General features: G+C 68.7%; 24 protein-coding genes and 1 pseudogene. 16 read left to right on the top strand and 9 right to left on the bottom strand.

Features of this window, described 5'->3' with window-relative positions; translation table 11 throughout:
- Positions 1 to 112: 112 nt before the first annotated feature.
- The gene (locus ACXJMZ_RS10480; RefSeq protein ID WP_457029732.1) at positions 113 to 700 is read right to left on the bottom strand and encodes a hypothetical protein; all 588 of its coding nucleotides are present in this window, start codon (positions 698 to 700) and stop codon (positions 113 to 115) included.
- Between the two features lie 196 nt (positions 701 to 896).
- On the opposite strand from ACXJMZ_RS10480, the gene ACXJMZ_RS10475 reads away from it, so the two are divergent.
- A complete protein-coding gene (locus tag ACXJMZ_RS10475) occupies positions 897 to 1,178 on the top strand; it encodes a hypothetical protein (protein ID WP_457029731.1) in 282 nt (93 codons plus the stop codon).
- A 198-nt stretch (positions 1,179 to 1,376) separates the two neighbouring features.
- Here the strand turns inward: ACXJMZ_RS10475 and ACXJMZ_RS10470 are convergent, their stop codons facing one another.
- Together ACXJMZ_RS10470 and ACXJMZ_RS10465 are read right to left on the bottom strand one after the other, a co-directional pair.
- Positions 1,377 to 2,393, bottom strand: coding sequence for a C40 family peptidase (locus ACXJMZ_RS10470; protein WP_457029730.1), 1,017 nt, complete (start codon positions 2,391 to 2,393; stop codon positions 1,377 to 1,379).
- Between the two features lie 648 nt (positions 2,394 to 3,041).
- Entirely contained in the window at positions 3,042 to 3,485 is a 444-nt protein-coding gene (locus tag ACXJMZ_RS10465) for an XRE family transcriptional regulator (RefSeq protein ID WP_457029729.1), read from the bottom strand.
- Positions 3,486 to 3,785: 300 nt separating this feature from the next.
- Between ACXJMZ_RS10465 and ACXJMZ_RS10460 the strand changes: the two genes are divergently transcribed.
- From ACXJMZ_RS10460 to ACXJMZ_RS10415, 10 genes are all read left to right on the top strand, one after another.
- A complete protein-coding gene (locus tag ACXJMZ_RS10460) occupies positions 3,786 to 4,085 on the top strand; it encodes a hypothetical protein (protein WP_457029728.1) in 300 nt (99 codons plus the stop codon).
- Positions 4,086 to 4,094: 9 nt separating this feature from the next.
- Complete coding sequence (locus ACXJMZ_RS10455; RefSeq protein ID WP_457029727.1) at positions 4,095 to 4,844, top strand: hypothetical protein; 750 nt, start codon at positions 4,095 to 4,097, stop codon at positions 4,842 to 4,844.
- A gap of 28 nt (positions 4,845 to 4,872) precedes the next feature.
- Entirely contained in the window at positions 4,873 to 6,660 is a 1,788-nt protein-coding gene (locus tag ACXJMZ_RS10450) for a hypothetical protein (protein WP_457029726.1), read from the top strand.
- On the top strand, positions 6,657 to 8,198 hold the full coding sequence (locus ACXJMZ_RS10445) for an SCO6880 family protein (protein ID WP_457029725.1): 1,542 nt from the start codon (positions 6,657 to 6,659) through the stop codon (positions 8,196 to 8,198). The genes ACXJMZ_RS10450 and ACXJMZ_RS10445 overlap by 4 nt, the downstream gene beginning before the upstream one ends.
- Before the next feature lie 170 nt (positions 8,199 to 8,368).
- Positions 8,369 to 9,688, top strand: coding sequence for a VirB4 family type IV secretion system protein (locus tag ACXJMZ_RS10440; RefSeq protein WP_457029724.1), 1,320 nt, complete (start codon positions 8,369 to 8,371; stop codon positions 9,686 to 9,688).
- A complete protein-coding gene (locus ACXJMZ_RS10435; RefSeq protein WP_457029723.1) occupies positions 9,688 to 11,502 on the top strand; it encodes a type IV secretory system conjugative DNA transfer family protein in 1,815 nt (604 codons plus the stop codon). The genes ACXJMZ_RS10440 and ACXJMZ_RS10435 overlap by 1 nt, the downstream gene beginning before the upstream one ends.
- A 112-nt stretch (positions 11,503 to 11,614) precedes the next feature.
- Positions 11,615 to 12,448: a hypothetical protein gene (locus ACXJMZ_RS10430; protein WP_457029722.1), complete on the top strand. Its 834-nt coding sequence runs from the start codon at positions 11,615 to 11,617 to the stop codon at positions 12,446 to 12,448.
- Entirely contained in the window at positions 12,445 to 13,470 is a 1,026-nt protein-coding gene (locus ACXJMZ_RS10425) for a DnaB-like helicase N-terminal domain-containing protein (protein WP_457029721.1), read from the top strand. Before ACXJMZ_RS10430 ends, ACXJMZ_RS10425 begins: the two co-directional genes overlap by 4 nt.
- Entirely contained in the window at positions 13,467 to 13,736 is a 270-nt protein-coding gene (locus ACXJMZ_RS10420; protein WP_457029720.1) for a hypothetical protein, read from the top strand. The genes ACXJMZ_RS10425 and ACXJMZ_RS10420 overlap by 4 nt, the downstream gene beginning before the upstream one ends.
- 90 nt (positions 13,737 to 13,826) lie before the next feature.
- On the top strand, positions 13,827 to 14,162 hold the full coding sequence (locus ACXJMZ_RS10415) for a tyrosine-type recombinase/integrase (protein ID WP_457029719.1): 336 nt from the start codon (positions 13,827 to 13,829) through the stop codon (positions 14,160 to 14,162).
- A gap of 210 nt (positions 14,163 to 14,372) precedes the next feature.
- Here the strand turns inward: ACXJMZ_RS10415 and ACXJMZ_RS10410 are convergent, their stop codons facing one another.
- Entirely contained in the window at positions 14,373 to 14,957 is a 585-nt protein-coding gene (locus ACXJMZ_RS10410; protein WP_457029718.1) for a helix-turn-helix domain-containing protein, read from the bottom strand.
- Between the two features lie 117 nt (positions 14,958 to 15,074).
- Here ACXJMZ_RS10410 and ACXJMZ_RS10405 point away from each other — a divergent pair, with 117 nt between their 5' ends.
- The 3 genes from ACXJMZ_RS10405 to ACXJMZ_RS10395 are packed head-to-tail and all read left to right on the top strand — an operon-like array spanning position 15,075 to position 17,348.
- The gene (locus tag ACXJMZ_RS10405) at positions 15,075 to 15,911 is read left to right on the top strand and encodes an EamA family transporter (RefSeq protein ID WP_457029717.1); all 837 of its coding nucleotides are present in this window, start codon (positions 15,075 to 15,077) and stop codon (positions 15,909 to 15,911) included.
- 44 nt (positions 15,912 to 15,955) lie between these two features.
- A complete protein-coding gene (locus ACXJMZ_RS10400; protein WP_457029716.1) occupies positions 15,956 to 16,603 on the top strand; it encodes an FMN-binding negative transcriptional regulator in 648 nt (215 codons plus the stop codon).
- A 37-nt stretch (positions 16,604 to 16,640) separates the two neighbouring features.
- Positions 16,641 to 17,348 carry a B3/B4 domain-containing protein gene (locus tag ACXJMZ_RS10395; protein ID WP_457029715.1) on the top strand — a complete coding sequence of 236 codons (708 nt, stop codon included), beginning with the start codon at positions 16,641 to 16,643 and terminating at the stop codon, positions 17,346 to 17,348.
- Between the two features lie 146 nt (positions 17,349 to 17,494).
- Here the strand turns inward: ACXJMZ_RS10395 and ACXJMZ_RS10390 are convergent.
- From ACXJMZ_RS10390 to ACXJMZ_RS10375, 4 genes and pseudogenes are all read right to left on the bottom strand, one after another.
- Positions 17,495 to 17,998, bottom strand: a pseudogene (locus ACXJMZ_RS10390) (Tn3 family transposase); the annotation flags it as partial.
- A 345-nt stretch (positions 17,999 to 18,343) separates the two neighbouring features.
- The gene (locus tag ACXJMZ_RS10385) at positions 18,344 to 18,778 is read right to left on the bottom strand and encodes an ATP-binding protein (protein WP_457029714.1); all 435 of its coding nucleotides are present in this window, start codon (positions 18,776 to 18,778) and stop codon (positions 18,344 to 18,346) included.
- A 446-nt stretch (positions 18,779 to 19,224) separates the two neighbouring features.
- Positions 19,225 to 20,592 carry an APC family permease gene (locus tag ACXJMZ_RS10380; protein WP_457029713.1) on the bottom strand — a complete coding sequence of 456 codons (1,368 nt, stop codon included), beginning with the start codon at positions 20,590 to 20,592 and terminating at the stop codon, positions 19,225 to 19,227.
- A complete protein-coding gene (locus ACXJMZ_RS10375; protein WP_457029712.1) occupies positions 20,589 to 21,467 on the bottom strand; it encodes a carbon-nitrogen hydrolase family protein in 879 nt (292 codons plus the stop codon). Before ACXJMZ_RS10375 ends, ACXJMZ_RS10380 begins: the two co-directional genes overlap by 4 nt.
- A 206-nt stretch (positions 21,468 to 21,673) precedes the next feature.
- On the opposite strand from ACXJMZ_RS10375, the gene ACXJMZ_RS10370 reads away from it, so the two are divergent.
- On the top strand, positions 21,674 to 22,558 hold the full coding sequence (locus ACXJMZ_RS10370; protein ID WP_457029711.1) for a LysR family transcriptional regulator: 885 nt from the start codon (positions 21,674 to 21,676) through the stop codon (positions 22,556 to 22,558).
- A 336-nt stretch (positions 22,559 to 22,894) separates the two neighbouring features.
- A complete protein-coding gene (locus tag ACXJMZ_RS10365) occupies positions 22,895 to 23,731 on the top strand; it encodes a hypothetical protein (protein ID WP_457029710.1) in 837 nt (278 codons plus the stop codon).
- A 476-nt stretch (positions 23,732 to 24,207) separates the two neighbouring features.
- On the opposite strand, the gene ACXJMZ_RS10360 is transcribed toward ACXJMZ_RS10365, so the two are convergent.
- Positions 24,208 to 24,462, bottom strand: a 255-nt coding sequence (locus ACXJMZ_RS10360) for a zinc-binding dehydrogenase (protein ID WP_457029709.1), incomplete at its 5' end; no start/stop codon positions are given.

The raw sequence follows: 24,462 nt of genomic DNA, 5'->3' as shown, positions 1-24,462 counted from the left end.
TAGATAGAGGGACACTCACTAGGGAGTGAGCAGACAGAAGGCTGGGGACCTCACCGCGAACGGCGAGGTCCCCAGCCTTCAATCGTGAGAGGGGGTACCGGTTCCTTTCCGGTCACAGCCGCCGGAACCGGGGGGAGAGGTCAGGCACAGGGACGAGGTCGTGCGACACCGATCGCTCCCACCAGTCCCCGGAGTTCCCCACGCACTCAAGGTTCAGGACGATCCGGCCCTCGGACGGGGCATCCCAGTCCAGATCAAACGTGATCGTCTCGCTTCCGCCAGCAGCTATCGGACCGAACTGCGCGCGGGTGTCCTGAGTATTGGTCATGACCGGTCCGCTTGCGATGACCACGATGGAGCTCAGCGATGGACCGGAGGTCTGCCGCAGCGTCACCACCGCCCGGACGTAGTTGTTATCCGTCACCCGGTCGACGACCCCGGAGGTGACGGTGAACTCCGGGCCGCGAGCCTGTCGGCGCTCAGTGTCTTCGGCGTCGAGCTGACGGCGCATCAGTGCGACTTGTTCCTGGGCAGCAACAGCCCCAACCTCGGCGGCGGCAGCCTGTCGCTGGGCGAACGAAGCTGCATCCTTGGCAGTCGTCGCTTGGCGCCTCGCGATGACGGCCTGCCAGATCGCGATCCCGGCGGCGCTCACGCTGACACCCGCAGTCGTGATTGCGATGACCAACTCCCCGCTCACAGCGTCCTCCGTCTGATGATCCACGCCCGGTCGTACTTGAGGCGTCAGCGTATCGAGGGGGAACCGTCCGTTCGAGTCGTCACCAACTTCTCTGCACTAAGCCCGGCGGGGATAGATGCCAAGCTAAGTCAAGCGAGGTGCTCGGGGTGAGGTCGGTCCCCTATTCGCATCAGGCTTGGAGCCATACTCTGACGCCATGTCAACGGAACCTGAGCCTCTTGGCGAGGAGACGGCCGACCATGGCGACCATGAGGCGCCTCGTCAGCCGATTGATGAGGGCGGGTCTGGGCCCGGCGCCACCAGATCGGATGGGGCGGTCGCCATCGGCGAATCAGCGCAGAGGGGCCATGTCTATGCCGTCCAAGGCGGCAATCTCAGCATCGCGGACATCACGGGGTTGTTGACGGGGCTGGGTGCCGCGACGACAGCGGTGAGTGTGGTCGCGAAAGCGAAGATCGACGCCCCAGTTGGCTCCTGAGCCAACTGCCGAAACCTAGCCACCTCGCTCTGGTGCGCTTGCGGTTGCCGCGCCAGGCTGGCCCTGGCCGGGCAACCCCGGCCGCTCGTCGGTGTTCGAACGAGCGGCCAGGGCAAATTCACCTGCCCGAGGGCCTGGTGGTAATACACCGAGAACCTGGTGACGACTCGATCGGAATCTGATCGGTCCAACCGGCATCTACAACGGGACGATGCGGCGGAAGGCCACCGCTTCCTTGTCCCAGTAACCGCCGGCGAACGTGGTGATCTGGATGTTCTTTCCAGTTCGGGGGGCGTCGAGGACCAGGTTCGAGCCGAGGTACATCCCGATGTGTCCGGGTGCGCTCGGGGTGCCGTCGGAGCCGGCCAGGAAGATCAGGTCGCCCGGCTTGAGCTGGGAGGCGTTGTAGACGGGCGTCCCGTCGTAGACCTGCTCGAAGGTCGTCCGACTGATATGGATCCCAGCCGCTTCGTAGGCGCGCATGAGCAGGCCCGAGCAGTCGTAGCTCGGGTTCCCCGTACCGCCCCACTGGTAGGGCATGCCCAGCTTGGAGACGCCGAAGGTGATCGCCGTGACGACCTGGACCGGGGTGCCGGCCGGGAGGGAGAAGCCTGCTGGCAGGACTGTCTCGGTTGCCGTTCCTCCGCCCCCGTCGCCGTTGCCGGTCGAGCAGTTGGTGGCAGAGCCGCCGAAGGTGGCCACCAGATGCTGGGACGTCCCCTCCCACTTCGCGTAGGCGTCGGGGAAGGCGCTCCGCTGTACGCGCTGAGCCGCCACGGTGACCGGGAGGACTTCCCACAGTGGCACCTTCACGAGCTGGGCGTAGAACGCTTTCGAGGAGTAGACGGGGTCCATGATCTGGGCCGCGGTTCCCCATCCCTGGCTCGGCCGCTGCTGGAACAGGCCCAGCGAGTCACGGTCCCCCCACGCCAGGTTCGTCAACGTGCTCTCCTGCATCGCGGTGGCGAGGGCGACAACTGCGGCGCGCGCGGGAAGCTGGAGCTGGACGGACACCTGGTAGATGATCTGAGCGTTGTTGATCTGCTCGGTGGTCAGTTGCTGCCCGTCGGCGACGGCCTCTTCGGGGCCGACCGGCTTGAAACAGCCGATCCCCCCGATGCCGCTACCCACTGCGGCCAGTGGTGTTGTCGCCGACGCGCTACCGCCGGAGAGCGCGACGCCGAGGACGACGCCGAACGGCGCGAGGACTGCCACGACTGCTATCTGGGCTGCCTGCTTCACGAGCACCTCAGGTGGCCAGCGCGCAACGGGCGCCAGGCACTTCATTTCAGCTAATGGAATGGGCTCAAACCATAGGCTGAAGTGAGGTAGTCAGGTCAACCAAAGTGAACGTGATGAGGCCAACAAATTAGCCAGGATGAAGGAGTCCCGTTCGGCGTCTCGTGGGGCACGGCCCTGGTCGGCATCATCCGGAACGGGTTCACCGGAGGAGGCTCAGGGTCCGCCGAGCATGTGCTGGAGTGCGGCCGGCAGAAGGTCGGGAAATAGGGCCGCCAGTGCTGATGGGACAGGCTGGCCAGTCGGGGTCGAGTCGGCGCCAGCAGTGCGATCCGGGGCGGCGGCGCCCAGGCGGAGCGTCGACGCCACCAGTGGTTTCGCGGCGTGGGTCGGTGGAACCGCAGGTGTGCCCGGGTCTGCCTGTGGCGGTGCGTGCCGACGGCCAGGCCGCCAGGCACCGCAGAAGATCGCGCTCATGAAAATGCCTCCCAATCGGGAGGCACTTGCTACGAGGTGACGTGGTCAGTCGGTCACTCGCCCCCGGACTTGCAGAAGCGTATGCGAACGGTTGCCCAGAGCGTGAGGGGTGTATGAAGTTGTGATGATCCGGTGCAGTGGTGCGCGTCACTCGCCCGTCTGGTCGGAGGTGGTGAGGCCCTCGATCTTCCGTGCCGACTGGATCATGGCCTCGATTGCCCGAAGGGTCTCGTTGGAGAGGCCGTTCGCAGAGAGTGCCAGCTGCCGGATCAGCGGATCAGACAGGGCGGCCGCGAGGCTGAGTTGCTCGTTGGTCCGGCGGGCGGCGTCGTCTTCGTAGAAGTAGGCGACGTCGACCCCGAAGAAATCGGCGATCGCCTTGATGCGACTGTGAGTTGGGTCAGAACGCTTGCCTGTCCTCAGCTGCCACAGGTAGGTGGCACTCAGGACTTGGTCGCCTGCCTTCTCGTTGATCGCTTTCGCGACTTCCGGGTTGCTGTACGGCCCTCGGTCGGCGGGGTGGATGGTGCTGAAGAGGTGGGTGAGCCGCGCAGCGACCATTCCACCCTCGGGGGGCATCTCGTCTGACATGACGCGCGTAGCACTCCTCTCGGCTGACTGGGCCTCATCGTTGCGCACAGTGACGCTTATTAGCCACTGAAAACAGAGAGTGTTGTGGTGAGGCTCCTCACATTCACTTTGGTTGACGGGGTCTGTTCACGTACGTCTATCGTTTGCCTACAGCCCGTTAGCCAGAGTGAATCGCACCTATTGGCGTGCCGACTCCGAAGCCAGGGCTTCCTGCCTCCCCGCGCCGATCGAGCAGGGGCGGCTCCTTGTAGCCAACCGGCCTTGCAGGCCGCTGGCACATCCGCACTTCCGGGAGCCTCTATGTCCACCACCCTGCATGTCGTCCAGTACCTCGCCGACATCCAGAATCCGGCTCCGGCCGACCCCACGAATGGGTCCAAGGGCGCCGAACTCCTCTTGTCGTACGCCAAGTGGGGCGCCTTGATCGCGTGTGCCGTGGCGGCCGTGGTCTCCGGCGGTCTCATGGGCATCGGCCACCTGAGCAACCGGCCTGACTCGGCAGAGAAGGGCAAGCGCTCGCTCGTCTGGAGCCTCGGCGGCGTGATCGTCACCGCCTGTGCCATCCCCCTCGTGAACACCGTCTTCGGTGCCGCGGCCTAGGGAATCGCCATGAACGAGTTCCTCGACCGTCGTCCGCGTCGCCGAGTTCTTCCGCTCCTTCTCGTCGCCGTGATTGTCTTCCTGGGCTTCATCGCTGTTGGCGTCGCCATCCAGTCGGAGAGCGGTCCCAGCAGCCCCAAGGTGTACACACCGCCAGCCGCCATCCCGGCGCCGGGTTCGGTCACCGGCGTGCAGCCCAGCGGGTCACCCTCAACCGGACTGACTGGCCCGCTCCAGCTCGTGCGCGGGGCGCGCCTGGTCAACGGTGTCGCGGTGGGCTACCCGCATTCCAGCGTAGGCGCGGTGTCGGCGGCAGTCGAGTACTGGCGGCAGCTCGGCAGCACGCTGGAGGCCGATCGGGCCGCGGCCGTCGGCCGGATCGTTGCTGACGACGCCTGGTCCGATGCGGCGGATGCCCTGGCCAAGGGGCCGGCTGCGACGCGCAAGGCCCTCGGGCTGTCCGTGAGCGGCCAGTTGGATCCGGGGTCCTCGGTCGTGCTGTCGCCAGTGGAGTACCAGGTGCGGGCCGTCCGTGCGGACAGCATCGAGGTGCTGTTGCTGGCGACCTACACCACCAGCGTGCCGGGCAGCGGTATGCAGACCCGCATGGGCGTCTACCCGCTCGACCTCATCTGGTCCGGGGGCGACTGGCGCATCCCATCCCCGTCGGGCAAGTCCACTACCGACTACACCAGCCTTATCGCCGAGCCGGGCAGTCCCCAGGCATCGGCGAAGGGCTGGCAGGAATTGAAGCGATAACCATGAGCACCATGAACGGGGGGACGGCATGCCCTGCGGCCTGACCGATCCGATCGGCTGCGTCAGCGACACCGTGCTCGGTGGCCTGACAGGCGACGCCGTCGGCAAACTGGCGACCTCCGCCTGGGAGTCGATCTGCAAGTCCTTCGCCGACGCTCTGACGCAGTTGCTCAAAGTCTTCGCCGACGCCTTCGTCAAGATCCCGCCCGTCGACCTCGCTGCCCATGGCATACGCAGTGTCTACGCGATGTCTCTGGGGGTGGCGGCGCTCGTGGCGTGCCTGCTGGTCATCGGTCAGGTGATCCGTTCCGCCGTGACGCACGACGGTCGGCCCCTGGCCACCGCTGCGGTGGGACTCGGGCGAGCGGTCCTCGCCTTCGCACTCACGTTGACCATCGCCTCCACGGCTCTGGTGGCCAGCGACGAGCTGACCAAGTACATCGTGGACAACAGCCTGGGCGGGCAACAGGCGTTCAGCGACAAGATCTCCAAGCTGGTGTCCATGCCACCGGGCAACTCGGTCGCACTGGTGCTGATCCTGTCGATCATCGGCATCCTGCTGACGTTGGTGCTGTGGTTCGAGATGTTGCTGCGCGGCGCGGCCATCGCGGTGCTTGTCGCGACGTCGCCGATCAGTGCGGCTGGACAGGTGTCGGAGTCCACCAAGTCCTGGTGGTCGAAGCTCGTCGCGATGACTGTCCAGCTGATCATCCTCAAGCCGATCGTGGCGCTCGTCTTCGCGCTCGGCTTCGCCATGGCCGGGGACAGCCAGGACCTGACGACCACCCTCTCCGGGATGCTCGTCCTGCTGCTCGCGGCGCTCGCCTGGCCCGCGATCGCGCGGTTCTTCACTTTCGCATCCGTCCAGGTCGGAGGGGGCGCCGGTCTCGCTGCGCTGCTCGGTTTCGCTGGAGGCCGCCTCAGCACGGCCGGTGGGCCGACGTCCGGCCCCTCCCCTGACTCCTTCGGTCAGGAGAGTGCCAGCCGCACCATGAGCAGCTTCGCCAGCAAGGGCGGAAGCGCTGCCGGTGGTGCAGCTTCTGGCGGCGCCGGAGGTGCGGCGGCCGGTGGTGGTGCCGCAGCCGGTCCGATCGGCATGGTTGCGGCTGCCGGGGTGCGGCTTGCGCAGCAAGCTGCCAACAGCTTGGCCGGTGGTATGGAGAAGATGGCTGGGCATGCCGGGGCGCCCGGGGCGAATCCCTACGCCGCGACACCGGCCGGGTACGTCAACCGCAACGCGGGCGCGCCGTTGCCCACCGCTGGCGGACTGCTGCCGGACCAGCCGGAGCCGGACTGGTCGGGACAGCAGGACTCTCCGGTCGAACCGGTCGGCCAGCAGACGGACCATCAGCAGGCGCTCCAAGGCGCAACTCCGGATCTGCGGGTGGCTAGTACCCCGCGCAGTGACCCGCCCACGATCGAGATGCTTGCGGTCCCCGCCAGTGCCGCAGCGGCCGGTGGCACCTCAGCAGGGCCCGCACCGCAGAGCGGTCCCGGGCCGGGCTCTCCGCCCAGGGTGCCCCAACCGGGTAGCTCGGGCAACGCACCCTCCGCGTCCGGCGCGGCGGTGCCTGCAGCGACGCAGGCCCCGGGCACTACTTCTCGGTCGGCTACCAGTGCGGCCCCGCTCAACACGACAGGGCCAGCCCCTGGCCCGCAGCGGGCTGTACCCCAGGAACAGGCACCCACTCCCGTTCCGGCCCCGGTGAACCGTCCCCATGTGCCCCGGCCGGAGGCCGTCCGGGGCGACAGCCCGAGCGCGCCGCCCGCCACGACCACTGACCCTGACCAACCCGAAGGAGGCGACCAGTCGTGAGCACCGACAGGGCCGCTACCCGCACTTACTTCGGGTGGCAGCAGGAGAAGGTCAACTTCCTGTTCGGCCTGTCTGCCCAGCGGGCGGCGATGCTCGGGGCGGCAGTCCTCCTGACCATCTGGCCGTTCGCCATCTCCCACGTCCGGGCCGGCCTCGTGACCTGGCCTCTGTCCTTTGTTCTCTTCCTTCTCGCGTTCGTCCGGATCGCCGGACGAACAGTTGACGAATGGGCGGTCGCCTTCGTGTCCTTCGAAATCCTCCGATTCCGCGGGCAGAACCGCTTCCTCTCCGGTGCCTTCGCACCGCGCAGGGGCGGCACGGCCGAGCCGAAGATGGACCTGCCCGGCATCCTCGCCCCGCTGACGATCCTCGAAGCCGACGGGGGCGGCGGTGCCCCGATCGCCGTGGTCCACCACCAGCTCGACCGCACCCACACGGCAGTCGCCCGTGTGCGGTTTCCTGGCATCGGTCTGGTCGACTCCCACCGGCGCGACCAGCGCGTGGCCAGCTGGGGTCAGCTGCTCAACGGGATGTGCACCGAGGGCAACCCGATCATCCGTATCCAGGCGCTTCAGCGCCTGGTCCCGGAGTCCGGCGCCGCGCTCCAGCGCTGGCACGCCGACCACGTTGCGGACGAGGCGCCCACCGTCGCGGTCGATATCACCAAGTCACTGTTGTCCAGCGCCACCCTCGCCACCAGCCAGCGAGAGGCGTACCTCGCGATCACGATGGACGCAGCCCGCGCCGCCGGTCCCATCAAGGCAGCTGGCGGCGGCACGGCCGGAGCCGCCGCCGTCCTGGTCCGCCACCTGCGGGCCCTGACATCCTCGATCGCCTCCGCGGACCTCCAGGTCGAGAGTTGGCTCAACCCCCGTGAGCTCGCCGAGGTCATGCGGACGGCCTTCGACCCGGACTCCAGCCGGATGCTCGCCGAGCGGAAGGCGGCAGCCACCGCAGCCGTCTTCCGCGGGCACGAGGTCCCCTTCGAAGCAGGAGTGGATCCGGCAGCGGCCGGCCCATCCGCCGCTTGGAACCGGCGCGGCCGGTACGAGCACGACGGCGCCGTTTCCGTCACCTACAACGTCCTCAACTGGCCCAAGAACCAGGTGCATTCGACCGCTCTGGCTCCGCTGCTGGGCGAGGGCATGTACCGCCGGACGTTCAACCTGCACATCGAGCCGCGCGGCCCCCGCGCTGCCGAACGCGAGGTCATGCAGGAACGCACCGCCCGCGAGGTCGCCGTCAGCATGCGGCAGAAGACCGGCCAGATCATCCCGGAGCACGAGAAGCAGGCTCTCCGCCACGCCGAGGCGCAGGACCAGGAGCGCGCGGCTGGCCACGGCCTGGTCCGCTACACCGCCTACTGCACCGTCACCGTCACCGACCCGGCCGACCTCGAAGACGCCTGCGCTGCGCTGGAGGCCGACGCCAACCAGGGCCGGATCGAACTTCAGCGGATGTGGATGGCCCAGGACATCGGGTTCGCCATCGGCGCGCTGCCGGTCGGCATGGGTCTGCCCAAGAAGCGGGTGGCGTGATGTTCCGTCGATCCGCTCCAGACCTCCCCATTCTCGACCTGACCAATGTCCTTGGCCGCCCGGCCCCGGTGGCCGCGATCTCCGGCAAGCAGAAGGCACCGAAGCAGCGCTGTGTGCCAGTTGCGCCCCGGCGTGGCTACGCCCGCCCGTACGCCGGCAGGGCACCGAGGATGCCGCAGACCGCAGTCTTCCGAGGCAGCACGGGTCAGGTCCAGGGGCTGTACCCCTGGCTGTACGGGGCGTCCATGCCCCCGGCGGGCGCCTACATCGGTGTGGACTGCCTGGCTGGCGGGGCCTTCTCCTGCCATCCGATCGAGTGGCTGCATCGCGGGCTCATCACGAACCCGAACCTGCTGATCACCGGAGTCCCGGGCACCGGCAAGAGCGCGACCATCAAGGCACTGGTGACCCGTCTGGCCGCCTACGGTGTCCGATCCTTCATCCTCGGGGACATCAAGAACGAGTACGCCGCGCTGGCAAGGGCGTTCGGCGTCGAACCGGTGGAACTCGGACCGGGGTTGCGGAACCGGCTCAACCCGCTGGACTCCGGCCCACTCGGCAGCCATCTGCCCACCGATCCGGAGGAACTGCGCGAGCGTTTGGACGAAGTCCACCGTCGACGCATCACCCTGCTCTCCTCCCTGCTGGTCATGCGACTTGGCCGCAACCTGACGCCCACCGAGGAAGCCGCCCTCTCCCTCGCCATCCAGCACGCCTCCGGCCAAGCCACCGGCGCCAGCCACCTCACTGACCCGACGATCCCGCAAGTCTGGGCCCTGCTGCGCGACCCACTGCCCGAGATGGCCGAGGACCTGCGCGTCCGCGGCGACGACGTGAGCGAACTGCGCGAGATGATCCGGCCCGCCGCCGACGCACTCGGCAACATGGTCCGTGGCTCCCTCAGTGGGCTGTTCGACGGCCCCACCACCGTCAGGCCGGACTTCGGAGCGCCGATCCAGACCGTCGACCTGTCCCGGATTGACGGCCGCGGCGACGAGACCGTGGCCATGACCCTGGCCTGCGTGTCGAGTTGGGGTCAGGCAGCGATCGACGAGCCCGGTGGGCCCGTGCGCCTGGTCGTGCGCGACGAGCTGTGGAGAGCGATGCGCGTGCCGGCGATGATCCGCAAGCTCGACTCCGACCTCCGGCTCTCCCGCGCACAGGGCACCATCCAGGTGCTCAGCACCCACCGCCTCTCGGACTTCGAGGCCGTCGGCGCCCAGGGCAGCGAAGAAGTCAGCATCGCCCGCAACCTGATCGCGTCCTGCGACGTACGGATCTGCCTGCGTCAGGACACCGCGCCCCTGGCGATGACGCGCGACGCGATCGGCCTGACCGACACTGAGTGCGCGCACATCGCCTCGTGGAGCGGTGAACAGATCGGCCGCGCGATCTGGAAGATCGGCAGGAACTCCAGCCACGTCGTCCAGACCATCCTCAGTCCGATCGAGCGTCAGTTGTACTACACGAACGAGCGAATGGCCGTTTGATGGTGGCTGCCTCGAACTCCACCGTCGCCCGGCGGCCGGTACTGGACGGACCAGCGGACTACCTGATCGTTCTGCTGATCATCGTGGTGGTCACTGTCACCGTGGGGACCTGGGCCACCGGCCAGGTCGCCGGACTGATCACGCACTCCGCCTGGCCCGCCGTTCCGTTCGGCGACGCCTTCGCCGTCGCCAAGCAGATTCCGCACCACCTGGACGACCCGAAGGTTGCCTGGCCCGAGCCCGTCCGCGCAGACCTGCCCGGTCCCGTCGGCTTCGCCGTCGCCGCCGGGTTCGTCGCCTCAACGATGATCACGGCGTGCGCCTTCGCCCTGCGCCGTCTGCGTCGTGGCCGATCCGTACGTGGGTTCGCCTCTACGAGGCAGCTGTCGAAGACGCTATCCGCCAACGCGGTCGTGAAGCGCGGGCTCATCGTCCGGCCCTCCCTCAAGGGCAGCCGGTTCACCCCCGAAGACGTTGCGGTGCAGCTCGGCCGGACCATGGCGGGGATGCTGTTGTGGGTCTGCATCGAGAACTCCGTGCTGATGCTCGCAGCCCCCCGACAGGGCAAGACCAGCCAGGTGATCATCCCCTGGATCAAGGCGTGGCACGGCCCGATGCTGGTCACCAGCGTCCGCGGCGACGTGCTCGACGCGACCGCGCTGATCCGACGCCACCTCGGCCCGACCCTGGCAATGGCGCCGACTGGCATGGTCGAGTGGCCGGACCAGGTGCAGTGGTCGCCCGCCAGCGGCTGCGCCGATTTCGGCAAGGCGATGAAACGCTCGGACCTGATGGTCAAGATCGGCAAGAGCGAGACCTCCGACTCCAGCGGTGCGGGGTTCTTCGGCGCTACCGCGACATCCCTGCTGGCCGCGTGGCTGCACGCCGCAGAGATCACCGGCCGCAGCATGGAGGATGTGCTCCGCTGGGCGTTCAATCCCCAGGTCGAGGAGCCGATCCGGCTGCTCGCCGAATCCCACCGTGCCGAGCCCGGCGTAGCCGAGATGCTGGACGCCCTGTACCGGCAACCCGGTGAGACCCGGGCGAACCTGTTCAGCACGGTGCAGACCGCGCTGACGCCCCTCTTCTCGCCCCGGGCCCGCGTCACCTTCGTCCCCAAGGCCGGCAACGGCATCGACATCGAGCACTGGCTGCGGAGCAACGGCACCATCTACCTGCTGGTGGACAAGGAGGAGGCCACCGCGCTCGCCCCGCTGATCTCCGCCTTCGTCTCCGAGGTGTTCGCCACCGCCAAACGCCTCGCCGACCGCTCACCCGGCGGCCGACTCGACCCGCCACTGGGCGCCCTGCTGGACGAGGTCGCCAACGTTTCGCCGTTGCCCAACCTGCCCGACCTGATGAGCTTTGCCGGCGGTTCGGGCATCTACGTCGTCGCCGTGCTCCAGAACATGGCCCAGGCCCGCAAGGTCTGGGGGCGCGACGGGGCGGAGATGCTCTGGGGCAGCTCCACCGTCAAGGTCGCCCTCGGCGGCCTCGGCGGCGACGAACTCGAAGAGTTCAGCAAGCTGGCCGGCATCTACCGCGAGTCCCTGACGACCTACCAGAGCGGCAGCCACGGCACCACGATGCAGACCACCCTCCAGGACCGCAAGACCGTCACGCCGGACGAGATTCGCACCCTGGACGAGGAGAAGCGCGAAGCCCTGGTCATCCACGCCACCACCCCCATCACCAAGATCCGTATGCAGCGCCACTACGAAGGCCCCGACCGCAAGGCATACGAAGAGAGCATCGAGTGGTCCCGGCGCTACCGCGCGGGCGAGCTCGACCCAGCCGAGGTGGTGGCCGCGTGACCCCGCGACCCGCATGGAGCGGGTACCACGCCGAGCCGCACACGGACGCCGACCTGTGCCCGGGCTTCCCCGAAGCCACCCGCACCCTGCCCGCCCAGCTCCAGGACCAGAGATGACCGAGCACGCGATCACGCCGATCGGCCGAGTCAAGCATCGCCCGCACGCCCGGATTCGACCCCTCCGACAGCGCCGCGCCGACAGCCCACCAGCTGCCGACACAGGCTCAACCACCGCCGTGGCGAACCCTCGGATCCAGCTGGTCGAGTGGCACACCATGACCGGCCCCGAACGCGTCGCAGCCTGGGCCACTCTCTGCGACTGGGTGATCTGGCTCCACGACCGCTACGAGCTGGCCGTGGAATCGAGGTTGCCCCAGTGCTGGGCGGAGCACCCCGGGCTGATCGAGGAGCTGTGGGCACTCAAGGTCTGGCGCGAGGAGATCTACGGAGCCGCCCCGGACCAGCAGGTGGGCCAAGCCGCCCGCTACTGGCACGCCGAACTGCGCGCGGTAGTGGCGAACGCGACCGGTGTCTATGCCACGGCTTGCCGAACTGGGCACCGCAGAGCGGAAGTTCGGGCCGCTGAATCCCCCGAACTCCAGAAACGCTGGACCGAAGCCGACGCTTGGGCCGGGATTCCCAGCCGACTGCTGGCCGCCCACGCGGACACTGCCGAATCCGGCAGCCCCGACCGTCTCACCGCCGCCCAGATGGACGACGCGCGCACCCGCGGCCTCGCCACGCCGATCAGCCCCGGCATCCCCGAGTACATGAAGTTCGCCGATGCCTGGTGGGCTGTCGAGGTGGGCGGCGACTGGCTGCGTGTCGCCAACGAGGACCTCCTGGAGAGGCTCGAAGAGGCAGCTGCCCGGATGGCCGCCGCCGATGACGCCGCCCACCGATACAGGGAAGCCACCACCGGATCGAAGTCGAGGACGAACAGATGACCAACCCCGATCTCGCGCTCCGTGCCGAGCAAGCCGTGATCGGTGCCGCACTGCGCGAGCCCCAACGGCTCGACCAGATCGCCTACTTGACCCCGGACCGGATGGCCCACCCCACCAACCGCGCCCTGCTGACCGCCCTGATCGAGTCGCGAACCAGCGACCCGACCGCATCCGCCACCCGGATGCCGGACCTGATCGCCCAGAGGGCCGCCGTCCGGGGCGTCGGTGCCGACTACCTCCGACGGCTTGCCGACGCTGCGCCGCAGCCCCGCCACATCGCCAGTTACGCCCGACTCGTCCAAGAAGCCGCCGTCCGGCGGGACCTCGCACTTCACGTCGACCGGCTCCGGACGACCGCCACAGGCCAGCGTGGGCCCGACCCGCTGCTCGACCGTCTGGCACAGCGAGCCGAACAAACTCTGCCGTCCGCCAAGTTCAACGAGCCTGCCCCCGAGCTGTACGAGCCGCGAGCACGGCCGACGAGCGGACAGGAGGCCCAGGTCGACTTCCGGCTTGAGCGTCAGGACACCGTGCTCGCCGATCTCCTTCAACACCCCGAGCACGTCCGGGAAGTGAGTGCCTGGCTCTACCCCGAGGCATTCGAGGCAGGGGCCCGCAGAGAGGTCTACGAGGCAATCGTCGTCGTCGCCGAGCGCGGTGAGCCGGTCGACCAGCTGACCGTCGAGTGGGAGGTGTACCGGCAGGACCCGGAGCGCTATGAGGACAAGGTCGAGGTGAGCGTCGAAGAGCGCCCCGACTACCTCGCCCGACTCGCCACCACAGCCGTCGTCGTCGGTGCCGCCGTCGAACTCGGCGGGGAGATCATGGCCGAGGACATCCGGGCGAAGCTCGCGAGCGACTTCGGCAGTATCGACGTGACCTCCCGCGGCCCCGGTTCGGAGCCCAAGCCGAGCCTGGACGTTAGGGCGACCGCGCCGGCCCCCCAGGTGGAGTCGGCGCCGCTCTTGCAACCGCCACCGGCGCAGCAAGCCCCCACCATCCAGCCGACCATCCGGCCGTGAGGGGGAGCAAGGTGATCAATGACCCGAGCATGTCGGCCGACCTCAGCCACGCTGCCATGGACGCTGCCTTCGCGGACGGCACCGCTTGGTACATGAGCGAGACGATCCGCGACTTCACCAGGTACAGGGAGTCCTGGTGGATGTACGACCGGGCAGGCTGGTGGGAAGTGACCAGGTCGGACGTTGCGGCCAAGCTCGACCTGATGGCCGCGACCATGCGCCTCGCGGACCAAGCCGTCCGGCAAGCGGCCCCTGAGCGACGCTAAGGAGCGCGCCTGATGCAGCGGCAGGGCCCACAGAGCCCTGGGGAGCGACCAGCCGTCTATCGGCGGTGTGGTTGTACGGACGGGCACGGGATGCAGTTGAGTCCGTGGTCCGTGCGGTTGCTGGAGGAGGCGGGCTACCGGTCGTGGCCGTACTGCGTCGACCTGGCCTGGGAGGAGGGCAAGGGCCGTACGCGTCGACGTGGCGGCTTCGCCAGCCGTGCGGGGGCCGCCCGGGAGATGAAGGCTGTACTCGACGGCGAGCTGGGGGGCTACGAGAACCGCCGCACCACCGTCGCGAGCTACCTGCGCGAGTGGCTCGCCACGAAGGAGCCGCACCTGACGCCGAACACATACGTTGGCCAGGCCGCGTGCGTCGAGCGCGACCTCATCCCCGCCTTCGGCCACCTCCGGCTCCTCGATCTGTGAGCCACACCGGTATCCCCGCCCAGCTCGAAGCGGTACCCGGTGATCCCCGGCGAGCACGGCTCAAGGGCGGCGCCCTCCAGCTCGGTGCTGAGGAGCCCGGACTGCCCGGCCCGTCCGGCGCCCTGGCCACAGCCGCGTGGCGCGCGCCGAGTAGCGGGGTGGGCGCGTTTCGGGACGAGACGGCTGCGGCCTTCGCGTGCGTGGCGCGAGTCAGGTGGTGGGAGCAGGTCCGGGCGGAAGGTGAACCGTCATGATCAGGTGGCAGGTATCGGTGCCCGAGCCGCGGTAGGTGTGTGGGGCATCGCCGTCGAAGGTGGCGGTCTGCCCGGCTTCGAGGGCGTGTTCGGTGCCGTCGACGACCAGGATCATCCGGCCGGCGGTGACGCTGACAGTCTCCACGACTCCGGCCTGGTGGGGGTGGCTGGGGTACTCCTCGTCCGGCTCGAGTTGCCAGCGCCAGACCTCGACGGGGGCCGGACCCGAGGTGGTCAGCATGAGGCGGGCCTCGCTGCCCCGTTCTCCGGTCCACAGGGGTGCCACGGCGTCGGCGGTCACGACGCGGACGCGGCCTTCGGGCGGTCCCTGCATCAGGGCGGACACCGAGACGCCGAGGGTGTCGGCCAGCCGGACGAGGGTGGCCAGGTTGGGGTTGCCTTGGGCCTTCTCCAGTCCCACCAGGGCGCCCTTGCTGACCTGCGCGCGCCGGCTGAGCTCCTCCAGGGACAGGCCCGCGCGGACACGGGCCGCCCTGACGTTGTTCGCGACCGTCCGCAGGGCTGCGGCCGTTTCGGCCATCTGAGCACCATCCTTCCACTGGACCATTTGAATGCACTACACGGTCGGTCTGTTGGCATCCGCCGGTCGATCCGATGTACCGTTTGGTCGTTCCAGTGAATAGTAAGGGATGTAACCGTGATCGCTCTGCTGCTGGCCCTGGGCAGCTCACTCGCCTACGGATGCGCCGACTTCCTCGGCGGCCTCGGCTCCCGCAAGGCCCATGTGCTGCGCACCGTGATGATCGCTGCCCCGGCCTCTCTCGCGGCCGAACTCCTGCTGTGGCCGGTGCTCGGCGCCTCGTTCAGCGCCAGCGCCCTCGGTTGGGGCGCCGCATCAGGCCTAGCCTCGGCCGTCGCCTTCGTCCTGCTGTACCGCACCCTGGCGATCGGGCCGATGAACGTGCTCTCGCCCGTGACCGCGCTGGTGTCCGCCGCGCTGCCCGTCGGCGTGGGCCTGCTGCAGGGCGAGCACCTGGGCCTTGCCGGACTGGTCGGTCTGCCGCTCGCGCTGATGGCGGTGGTGCTGGCCAGCGCCGGACCCGGGACGGGATCGGCGCGCCCCTCGCGTACCGCATTGCTGCTGGCCCTCGGTGCGGGCGCCGCCATCGCCCTCCAGTTGATCTTCCTGCACCAGGCGCCGTCCGACAGCGGGGTCGCCCCGCTGATCATCGGCCGGGCCGTCTCCTCGGCCGTCACCCTGGCCGCCGCCGCCCTGATGCGCCACAGGCTCGGCTCCGAACGGCCCGCGTACGCGATGTCGGCCGCCGCGGGCGTGCTGGACTCCGTGGCGAACCTGCTGTTCCTGTTCGCCGCCCGCAGTGGAGACCTCGCCGTCGTCGCCGTGATCACCGCCCTCTACCCGGCCGGCACTGTCCTGCTCGCCCGTTCCGTGCTCGGCGAACGCATCCACCGCAGCCAACTCGTCGGCCTGGGCACCGCAGCCATCGCCGTCAGCCTCCTCGCCCTGACCTGAACCCGCCCGAGCCCACCACACCGCCGAACGCAAGGAGACCCCTCATGCTCGTCCACCCCTGGGACGCCGGCCTGGACGACGCCGAATGGCAGACCTGGATCGCCGAAGGCCACGACTTCGGCCTGCTGAGCGCCAACGGCCCGCCCGGCCACCCGCCCATCGCAGTCCCCATCCACTTCGCCCCCAACGGACAGGACCTGCTGATCCACCTCGCCCGGCCCAATCCGGCCTGGAAGGCGATCGAGCACGACCCGAACGTCCTGTTCACCGTCTTCGGCGACTACGCCTTCATCCCCGGCCCCTGGCGCGCCGAACCCGGCGCCCCGGCCCACGACGGCGTCCCCACCAGCTACTACACCGCAGTGCAGTTCACCTGCCGAGCCCGCATCGTCGACGACCCCGACGCCAAGGCCGAACTGCTGCGCCACCAGCTCGCCCACTTCCAGCCGGACGGCGACTACGCGCTCGTCGCCGTCGGCCGGCCCCCGTACGGCCGGATGCTGTCCGGTATCCGCGGCCTGCGCCTGGAAGTCACCGACGTGCAGGCCAAGTTCAAGTACGACGACGAGGAGCCCGTCGAGCACCGCACTGCCGTCGCCGACCACCTCACCGAACGCGGCCTGGGCCTCGACGCACCCGCCGCACGCCAGCAGCTCCGTCGCCTGGACCGCATCGGCACCTGGAAGCCCTGACCCCCACCCACCCACCCGGACGAACGGAACTACGCCCATGACCGCTTTCCACCTCGACTCCGCCGTCACCGAGGCCTTCCCCGACACACTCATCGCCTTGGTCACCGCCACCGGCGTGCGCGGCCACAAACCCTGGCCCGACACCGCCGCTGCCCTGGACGAACTGGAGCGCAAGCTCGCCGACGGCACCTGGCACCCCGCCGACGAGACCGACCCCCGCATCGAGGCCTGGCACACCGCCTACCGCTCCTTCGGCACCAACCCCCGCCGCATCCGCCCCAGCGTCGACGCCCTCGGCCGTCGCCTCACCAAGAAGGGAACCCTGCCGCGCATCAACCCGGCTGTCGACTCCTACAACGCGATCTCCGTCCGCCACGCCCTGCCTGCCGGCGCCTTCGACCTCGACCAGGTCACTGACGACGTCCTCATCCGCCACGCGGACGGCACCGAGACCTTCACCCCGCTCGGCGAACCCGACACCATCGAACACCCGAAGCCCGGCGAGATCATCTACACCGACACCACCGATGTCCTGACCCGCCACTGGAACCACCGCGACGCCCACCGCACCCGCGTCACCGAGAACTCCACCCACGTCGCCTTCGTCCTCGAAACCCTCCACGCCACACGAGACGGCCACCTCCTCAAGACCGCGGCAGAGGAACTGCAGGGTCTGCTCGCCCCGCACGCCGACCAGACCTCCGTGCGCTACCTCAGCCCGGCCGAGCCCCAAGTCACGGCCTGAAATCGCCTCGGCGCATGCGACGCGGGTCGATCCGACAGCGCTCGTACAGCCGCACGCATTCCTGAGCCCGTTCGGCACAGGGCCCGGGGAGGAGGGTCAGTCCTCGGTGGGTTCGTTGTCGCCCGAGTCCGTGGCCGGGTTGCGCAGGGCCGCAGCTCCCCGCCGGCCGGGCTGGAGGCCCGGAAGCTGTATCGGCCCAGCACGTTGAGGTTCGCGTGGCGGAGCGGGGACAGCCGGGCAACGTCCTGGTCCAGGCCGGCGTGCTCGCGCTGCTCGGCGGGCAGCTCACGCAGCGCGGCGACGGCGGCGTCCAAGTAGCGGGTCGTCCACAGCACGGCGGCGTTCAACACCAGGCCGAGCGAGCCGAGTTGATTCTCCTGGCTATCGTGGTACGCCTGCATGATCTGCCCGCGCCTGCCGTGGCAGATGTCGCGGGCGAGCTTGCGGTGGGACTCCTGGACGGTGAGCTGGCGGCTCATCTGCCTCCGGTAGGCGCCATCCACCGGGTCGACCACTCGCAACAGGTGCAGGGTCTTGGCGATCCGCCCGTACTCCATGAACACCTGCCTGAGCTGGGTCAGGCGGCCCTCGCGGCCGAGCGTCCGCAGCAGGTCGTAGGCGCGGACCTGACCCGTCACCAGGGAGCCGGCGGCCCCGCGATCCGGGGGCGAAGGGCCTGGTCGAGCGCGCCAATGGTTACCTGACGACCAGCTTCCTGCCCGGGCAGAAATGCGGACCCCCAGATCCCGGCCCTCGTGCAGGGGACGGTCAATGCCTGGTCCCCGGCATGGCGGCGACTCGACACGCTCATCCGTGCACAACTCGGTGCGTGACTCGACGTTGGGGACGCACGGTCACGGCTGACGTGCAGAAACTACCCATGGCAGGCTGCGAACCGCAGGGCAAACGTGGCTCAGGTGGCACTATGACACTGATCACGGCTCAGGGCGGCTCGTACCCTCACGTCACCCCTGAAGGATTTCCGGGGCCGACCACTAGGAATCGAGTTTCATGCGTGCTTGAGTTCGCCAGCCTCGTGGCGTCTCATCGATCTGCAGGTCATGAGTAACAGCCGCGACGATGGCCAGCCCGCGGCCGTGCTCGTCGGGGTCAGTGGGCGCGGTGGCCGTTTTGGGCTGCCCGTGATCGGTAACTGTTATCTCCAGCGTCGGGCCGGTGCGAGCGATCGCGAGCGTCATCACGTCGTGTCCGTGCAGCACCGCGTTGGTCAAGAGCTCGCTGATCACCAGTTTCGCGGTGGCCTGGGCGTCGGCGCTCATTGCCCAGGCGGCGAAGAGAGCGGAGGCACGTTCTCTGAGAAGGCCGACGGATCCGGCCTGTGCTGGTGCTGTTACGCGGACGCTGTGCACCTGGGAAGCCAGGGCAAGGGGTCGACGCGGCGCAGTGCAGGAGGTGTTGATGAGGCGCATGGTGCTTCCCGGAGGTCGGGGCATGTCTACTCGTCACCGAGGCAAGCTGCCCGTTTGCCCGCAACCTGGGCGGTTCCGGGTCTGGGGTTCCCCCACTGGCTGCTGCCGGTGCTGCCGCCCCAGCTTCGTGGCCGGGGCGGCGGTCTCACGACCGGCGACAGGTTTCAAGGACGGGTGGTGGTGCGCGTTAGGTAAGCGTGGGACGGACACTCTCTTGTGCTTGGTGCGGCGCCAAAGGGGTCCACTTTCCGGTGTCGGTGGAGGCGTACGCGGCTGGTCTGATCCGCCGCGCCATCCGCTTCGCCGTGTGCGAGCTGATGGACTCGCTTCCCTCCGTCGACTTCTCCGCAGCCGGCCCTGGAGGCAGGGCAAAGGCAGCTCGGAGGGCGTACGGCCGGGTGATGGCGTCGCGACACCGCACGACGAGCCCGAGTGAGGGAGGGGAGCTACGTGGTGACTCTGTCCGCGGCCGGGATGTCGTCGTCGAAGGTCATCTCCGGTGCGGGCCGGCGGAAGCCCTTGGTCAGGACGGCCAGGTAGACGACGCCGATCGCCAGCCATACGCCGCCGATCTGGAGTGCGACGTCACCGAGCTTCGTGAGCAGGTAGATGGAGACGCCGGCGCCGATGGCCGGCATCACCAGGTACGAGAAGAGGTTGGGGGTGCGGCCGTGTCGGCGCTCTCGGACCAGGTGGGCGATCACGCAGACGTTCACCAGGGCGAAGCCGAGGAAGGCGCCGAAGTTGATGAACGAGGTGGCTGTGGTCAGGTCGAGTCTGATGGCGATGACACCGGCGGCCGCGGTCAGCAGCAGGTTCAGGACGGGCGTGCCGGTCTTTCCCGACAGTTTTCCGAAGACGGCCTTGGGCAGTGCGCCGTCGCGTCCCATGACGTACATGAGGCGGGCGGCGGAGGCTTGCAGGGCGATACAGGAGGCGATGGATCCGGCGATCGTGACGAAGTTGATCATCTCGGCGTACGTCTTGCCGCCGACCTGGACCTTCAGGTGGTAGGCGGCCGCGTCGACGTCGGCGAACTTCGCGCCGGGGTGGACCAGTTGCATCACGAAGGACAGCACGATGAAGATCACTCCGGCGGCGATGACGCAGCCGATGATGGCGCGGCCGATCGTCCTGGCCCCGCCCCTGGCTTCCTCGCCCAGGGTGGAGACGGCGTCGAAGCCGAGGAAGGAGTATGCGGCGATGGCGGCGGCTGCGGTGACCGCGCCGATCGAGGTGCCGGAGTTCCACAGGGCGTCCGTGGCGGGGGCGGAGGAGCCGTGCTTGCCGAGGAAGACGACACACAGGGTGGCGAAGAGGGTCAGCGACCCCAGAGCGACAAACATGAGGACCTTGTTGACGCGGTCCGCGAGTTTCATGCCGAAGACGTTGATGCCGGTGGTGAGGCCCACCGAGACGATCAGCCAGACCCACTTGGGTACTGCGGGGAACTGGGCGTGGAAGTAGATCGCCGTGATCAGCCAGCCGACCATCGGGATGAAGAAGTAGTCGAGCAGCATCGCCCAGCCGGACAGGAAGCCGATGCGGCTGTCGAGCATCTTGCGGGCGTAGGTGTAGACCGACCCCGCGCCGGGCACGGCGCGCGCCATCTTCGCGTAACTCAGTCCGGTGAGCAGCATCGCGAGGGTGGCTACGGCGAACGCGGTGGGGGCCACGCCGTCGCTGGTGGCGGCGACCACGCCGAAGATCGTGACGACGATGCCGGGGGAGATGTAGGCCAGGCCGAAGAGGACGACCGAGAAGAGGCTCAGGTCGCCCTTCAGTCTCATGCTGTTACCGGTCTCGCTGTTCATCGCGGGGGCTCCTCGGTGGTGTGGGCGGGGGTCCAGGTGGCGGGGTCGATGCGGCCTCCGTAGAGCGGGAGCTCGAGGGCCGGGTCGCCGGGGCGGAATTGGTCCCAGATCCGGTTGAGGCCGGCGGTGCCGTGGCGGCGGACGTTGCTGACCTCGTCGAGGTCGATCACGTCGGTGAGGGTGGTGTCGCTGGCGTCGACGGTTTCGGCGCGCACCGTGCCCTGCGGGTCGATGACGAGGCTGCGGCCGGTCCCGGATGGGGCGGCGGAGTTGACGCTGGCGACGAAGACCTGGTTGGTGATGGCGTTGGCGCGGTTGAGGACGAGTTCCTGCGCGCGGTCGCTCGTCGGGGTGCGGACCACGTTGACGATCAGCTCTGCGCCCATCCAGGCCAGATGGCGGGAGATCTCCGGGAACCAGGTGTCGTAGCAGATGGACAGTCCGATGCGGCCGACCCCGGCGAGGTCGACGACCTCGAACCGGTTGCCGGGTGTGGTCGTCTCGTAGGGGCGCCACGGGCAGATCTTGCGGTACGCGGCGATGCGCTCACCCTGTGGTGAATAGACCGGTGTCGTGTTGTGGACGTGGTCGCTGGTGCCTTGCTCGTAGACGCTGCCGGGTACCAGCCAGATGCCCAGATCCCCCGCGAGCTCGGCGAAGACCGCATCGCGTTTGCCGTCGAGCGGCTCGGCGGCCTGCTCCGGGGCGGCCGGGATGCCGGGGGCGCTCTCGCCGAGGTGCAGTTCGGGGTAGACGACGAGGGCGCCGGGGGCGTGGAATTTCACGCGCCGCTCCACGTCGGCGGCAAAGCCTGCGAGGTCGTCGGCCGGGCGGCCGGGCGCCTGGGCGAGGATCAGGGGCAGGGGGCGGGCCATGGGGGACACCAGCCAATCGAAGGGAGGGTTCTACGAGGAGAAGTCGGCGAAGATTCGGGTGCCGGTAACCAGAAGTTCCGGTGAGATAAGAATGCGTCCAGTCAGCCATAGCCTCAAATACTTGGAAGGGTTTATTATCATGCCTTTGAGGCATGAAGGTGTCGTGCCTCCTCCGTCGCCCGAGGGACCACGCCATGGAAATTCGAGTGCTGCGCTACTTCCTGACCATCGTGGAGACCGGTTCCGTCACCAAGGCTGCCGAGGTGGTCCGCGTCGCCCAGCCTTCACTGTCGCGCCAACTGCGCGGCCTGGAAGGGTCCTTGGGGATGACGCTCTTCGATCGCGGCGGCAAGCAGATGGTCCTGACGGCGGGCGGGCGGCGCTTTCTTCCCCTGGCCCGCGACCTGGTCGCCCGGGCGGACGCCGCCGAGGCCGCAGTCGGTGCGCTGGCTGCCGGTCGTGCCATGCGGATCACCGTGGCGGCGCCGCTCACCACCATCACCGACGTGATCGCGCCGTTCCTGGCCACCTGGGGGCCGGAGGATCCGCTCGTCACCGTGCAGGCCGAGAGTCCGGCACGTGCCTACCAGGCCCTTGCGGGTGGCGCCGATGTAGCCATCTCCTCGGCACCTCCCAGGCACCGTTTCGCCGGGGCCCCGGTGGCCCGCCTGCCGCTGTGGGCCTACGTCCGTGCCGACCATCCCTGGGCGGACCGCGATGACGTCACCATCAGGGAACTTGCCGCGAAGCCCCTCATCGTCCTCACCCCGGCACATGGCACCCGCCGCATCCTGGACCACGCCGTGCAGGATGCGGACGCCTCGTACGACATCGTGCTCGAATGCGACACCCCGCACGTCGCACAGGCCATGGCGGCTTCGGGCCATGGTGTCGCGGTGGTCTCCGACGATCCCCGCTTCGACCTGCACCCGCTGCTGATCCTCGACAGCACGGGCGAACCGCTGCAGATCCACCTGCACGCGGCGTGGGACGCCGGGCACTACGCGCTGCGCAGCATCGAGGCATTCGCGGCCGGGTTGTCACGTTTTTGTGTCGAGCGGTACGGGCCGCAGGTCGCCGCCCGTCTGTGAACTGCAGCGACGGCTACAGAGCACGGTCCTCAACTGGAGGTCGTCGGCGTGGGCCAGGCCCTTGATGCACATCCCGGTACAGCACCCGGCACAGCCGACCATCGCGCAACGCGCCTCGTCTCACGTACCGGCAGGTAACGGCTCGATTGCAGATGGAATTGATAACGATCTCGGTGCACACCTTGCGTCACGGCTCGTCACCTCTAGCCTCCGTGCATGGCCTTTCTCTCAAGTCGCCGCAGGCGGGCACGTGTTGTCCTGGAGTTCGACGACGCTGCCCTCGGCCGGCTGCTGAAGTCCCTCCAGGCGACGGCAAGTACGGGCACAATCGGGACGATGGACCTGTTCATGGCCCAGGTATCGCGCCTCCTGGACCAGAGCCGGGCCGACTGGGACCGCCGCACGCACCAGCTCTCCGTGCTGGCCTACCACCTGTCCGAATCGCACGGGCCCCGTGCCTGGGCCGCTCGTGAGCCGCGCAACGCGAGCGCGCTCGTTCTGTCCGCATGGGCGCAGCTCGAACGCGGACGCTCCCGGGGGTCTCTGGAGGACGCGGCCGGCATTGCCGACAGCTGTCTACGCGCCGCCGAACTGGCGCCGGAGGACCCCACTCCCTGGGTGGTCCTGCTGGGCCTGTCACGGCTGGAGCGCCGCAGCCAGCCGGAGGTGTTCGGTCTGTTGAACGAGGTAGTGGCCCGCGACCGCTGGAACCGCGAGGCGCACCTGGGCATGCTGCGTTATCTGGGGCGGGAGGAGATGGGATCGCGCATCCAGGTACTGGACTTCGTCGAAGCGGTCCGCGCCCGCACTCCCGCGAACGCGCCCTGCGCGGCCACCGAGCTCACCGCCCAGGTTCTGCAGTACCAATCCGTCCTCACCCGGGGCGGAGTCGAGGCGCTGCTGGCACGCCACCACTGGTCGCGCGGATCGGCCGCCCAGGCCCTCGACCGTGCGGCACACATCTGGGCCCAGCCCGGGTTCTTCCACCACGCGGCGGCCCTCGCGGACCTGAATCTGCTGGCCTACGCGCTGGTGGCCGCCGAGCGGCGAGGCGAGGCCCGTCCGGTCTTCGAGGCGATCAACGGCATAGTCGCGGCCTGGCCCTGGAGCGTCGGAGGCGACCCGGTGTCCGAATTCGAGAAGGCGCGGCTCAGGAGCGGGACCGGCGTGTGAGTTGCGGGTACCCTCACCCCTCGGCAAGGCGGGCGGGCAGCTCTTGACTGCAGAGAAACGTGGGAGGGGACGTCAACCGCGGATGATGTTCCCGGCCTTGGGGTCCTTCTGGCCGTGGGTGACGTCGAACGTGACGTCACGGTTCCGCTGGCCGTCCTGCGTCCTTCGATCTCTCCGGGGTGCCGGCAGGAGTTGAGTAGCGGGATCTTCCGTTGCTGGGAGACAGCTAACGCCGTTCTCCCTTGCATCGGCCGCTACCGCGGTCCTGCCCCGGTGTGTCACGACCAGACCAAGGTCGGCAACTACTACGAGGGAATCCGCTTCCCCGAGCCCGTGTCCCAGCGTCTCGACGCCCGCCGAACCAAGACACTCCAGCTCTTCGAAAAGCGCTAGGTGCTCCGTCCCGGGAGGTTGTGGACGGTCGGCCATGCCGTCGACATCTCAGTCTCCAAGATCCCCGACCTCGTCACCCGCGATCAGCTCTGCGTCTCCTCGCGGCGTCCGATAGCGGCCGCATCGGGTATGACGAGCAGCTTGCCGGTGGTACGCCGAGCCTCCAGATCGCTGTGGGCCTGGGCGGCTTCGGACAATGCGTAGCGGCCCGTTACGGTGACCTCAAGCGCCTTGGAGCGCACCCACTCGAACACATCGGCGGCCCGTCGGAGCAGTTCGGACCGATCGGCGATGAAGTCCCCGAGGCTGGGCCGGATCAGGGTCAGCGAACCGCCGTG

Source organism: Kitasatospora sp. P5_F3 (assembly GCF_054049135.1).
The sequence above is the reverse complement of the archived record's forward strand: the minus strand, read 5'-3'. Positions and strand labels throughout refer to the sequence as shown.

What these genes read in the sequence shown, in the direction of transcription:
- ACXJMZ_RS10475 (WP_457029731.1), top strand. Translation starts at nt 897, where the DNA reads ATGTCAACGGAACCTGAGCCTCTTGGCGAGGAGACGGCCGACCATGGC.
- ACXJMZ_RS10465 (WP_457029729.1), bottom strand. Translation starts at nt 3,485, where the DNA reads ATGTCAGACGAGATGCCCCCCGAGGGTGGAATGGTCGCTGCGCGGCTC.
- ACXJMZ_RS10460 (WP_457029728.1), top strand. Translation starts at nt 3,786, where the DNA reads ATGTCCACCACCCTGCATGTCGTCCAGTACCTCGCCGACATCCAGAAT.
- ACXJMZ_RS10455 (WP_457029727.1), top strand. Translation starts at nt 4,095, where the DNA reads ATGAACGAGTTCCTCGACCGTCGTCCGCGTCGCCGAGTTCTTCCGCTC.
- ACXJMZ_RS10450 (WP_457029726.1), top strand. Translation starts at nt 4,873, where the DNA reads ATGCCCTGCGGCCTGACCGATCCGATCGGCTGCGTCAGCGACACCGTG.
- ACXJMZ_RS10440 (WP_457029724.1), top strand. Translation starts at nt 8,369, where the DNA reads ATGCCGCAGACCGCAGTCTTCCGAGGCAGCACGGGTCAGGTCCAGGGG.
- ACXJMZ_RS10435 (WP_457029723.1), top strand. Translation starts at nt 9,688, where the DNA reads ATGGTGGCTGCCTCGAACTCCACCGTCGCCCGGCGGCCGGTACTGGAC.
- ACXJMZ_RS10430 (WP_457029722.1), top strand. Translation starts at nt 11,615, where the DNA reads ATGACCGAGCACGCGATCACGCCGATCGGCCGAGTCAAGCATCGCCCG.
- ACXJMZ_RS10425 (WP_457029721.1), top strand. Translation starts at nt 12,445, where the DNA reads ATGACCAACCCCGATCTCGCGCTCCGTGCCGAGCAAGCCGTGATCGGT.
- ACXJMZ_RS10415 (WP_457029719.1), top strand. Translation starts at nt 13,827, where the DNA reads ATGCAGTTGAGTCCGTGGTCCGTGCGGTTGCTGGAGGAGGCGGGCTAC.
- ACXJMZ_RS10410 (WP_457029718.1), bottom strand. Translation starts at nt 14,957, where the DNA reads ATGGCCGAAACGGCCGCAGCCCTGCGGACGGTCGCGAACAACGTCAGG.
- ACXJMZ_RS10400 (WP_457029716.1), top strand. Translation starts at nt 15,956, where the DNA reads ATGCTCGTCCACCCCTGGGACGCCGGCCTGGACGACGCCGAATGGCAG.
- ACXJMZ_RS10395 (WP_457029715.1), top strand. Translation starts at nt 16,641, where the DNA reads ATGACCGCTTTCCACCTCGACTCCGCCGTCACCGAGGCCTTCCCCGAC.
- ACXJMZ_RS10385 (WP_457029714.1), bottom strand. Translation starts at nt 18,778, where the DNA reads ATGCGCCTCATCAACACCTCCTGCACTGCGCCGCGTCGACCCCTTGCC.
- ACXJMZ_RS10380 (WP_457029713.1), bottom strand. Translation starts at nt 20,592, where the DNA reads ATGAACAGCGAGACCGGTAACAGCATGAGACTGAAGGGCGACCTGAGC.
- ACXJMZ_RS10375 (WP_457029712.1), bottom strand. Translation starts at nt 21,467, where the DNA reads ATGGCCCGCCCCCTGCCCCTGATCCTCGCCCAGGCGCCCGGCCGCCCG.
- ACXJMZ_RS10365 (WP_457029710.1), top strand. Translation starts at nt 22,895, where the DNA reads ATGGACCTGTTCATGGCCCAGGTATCGCGCCTCCTGGACCAGAGCCGG.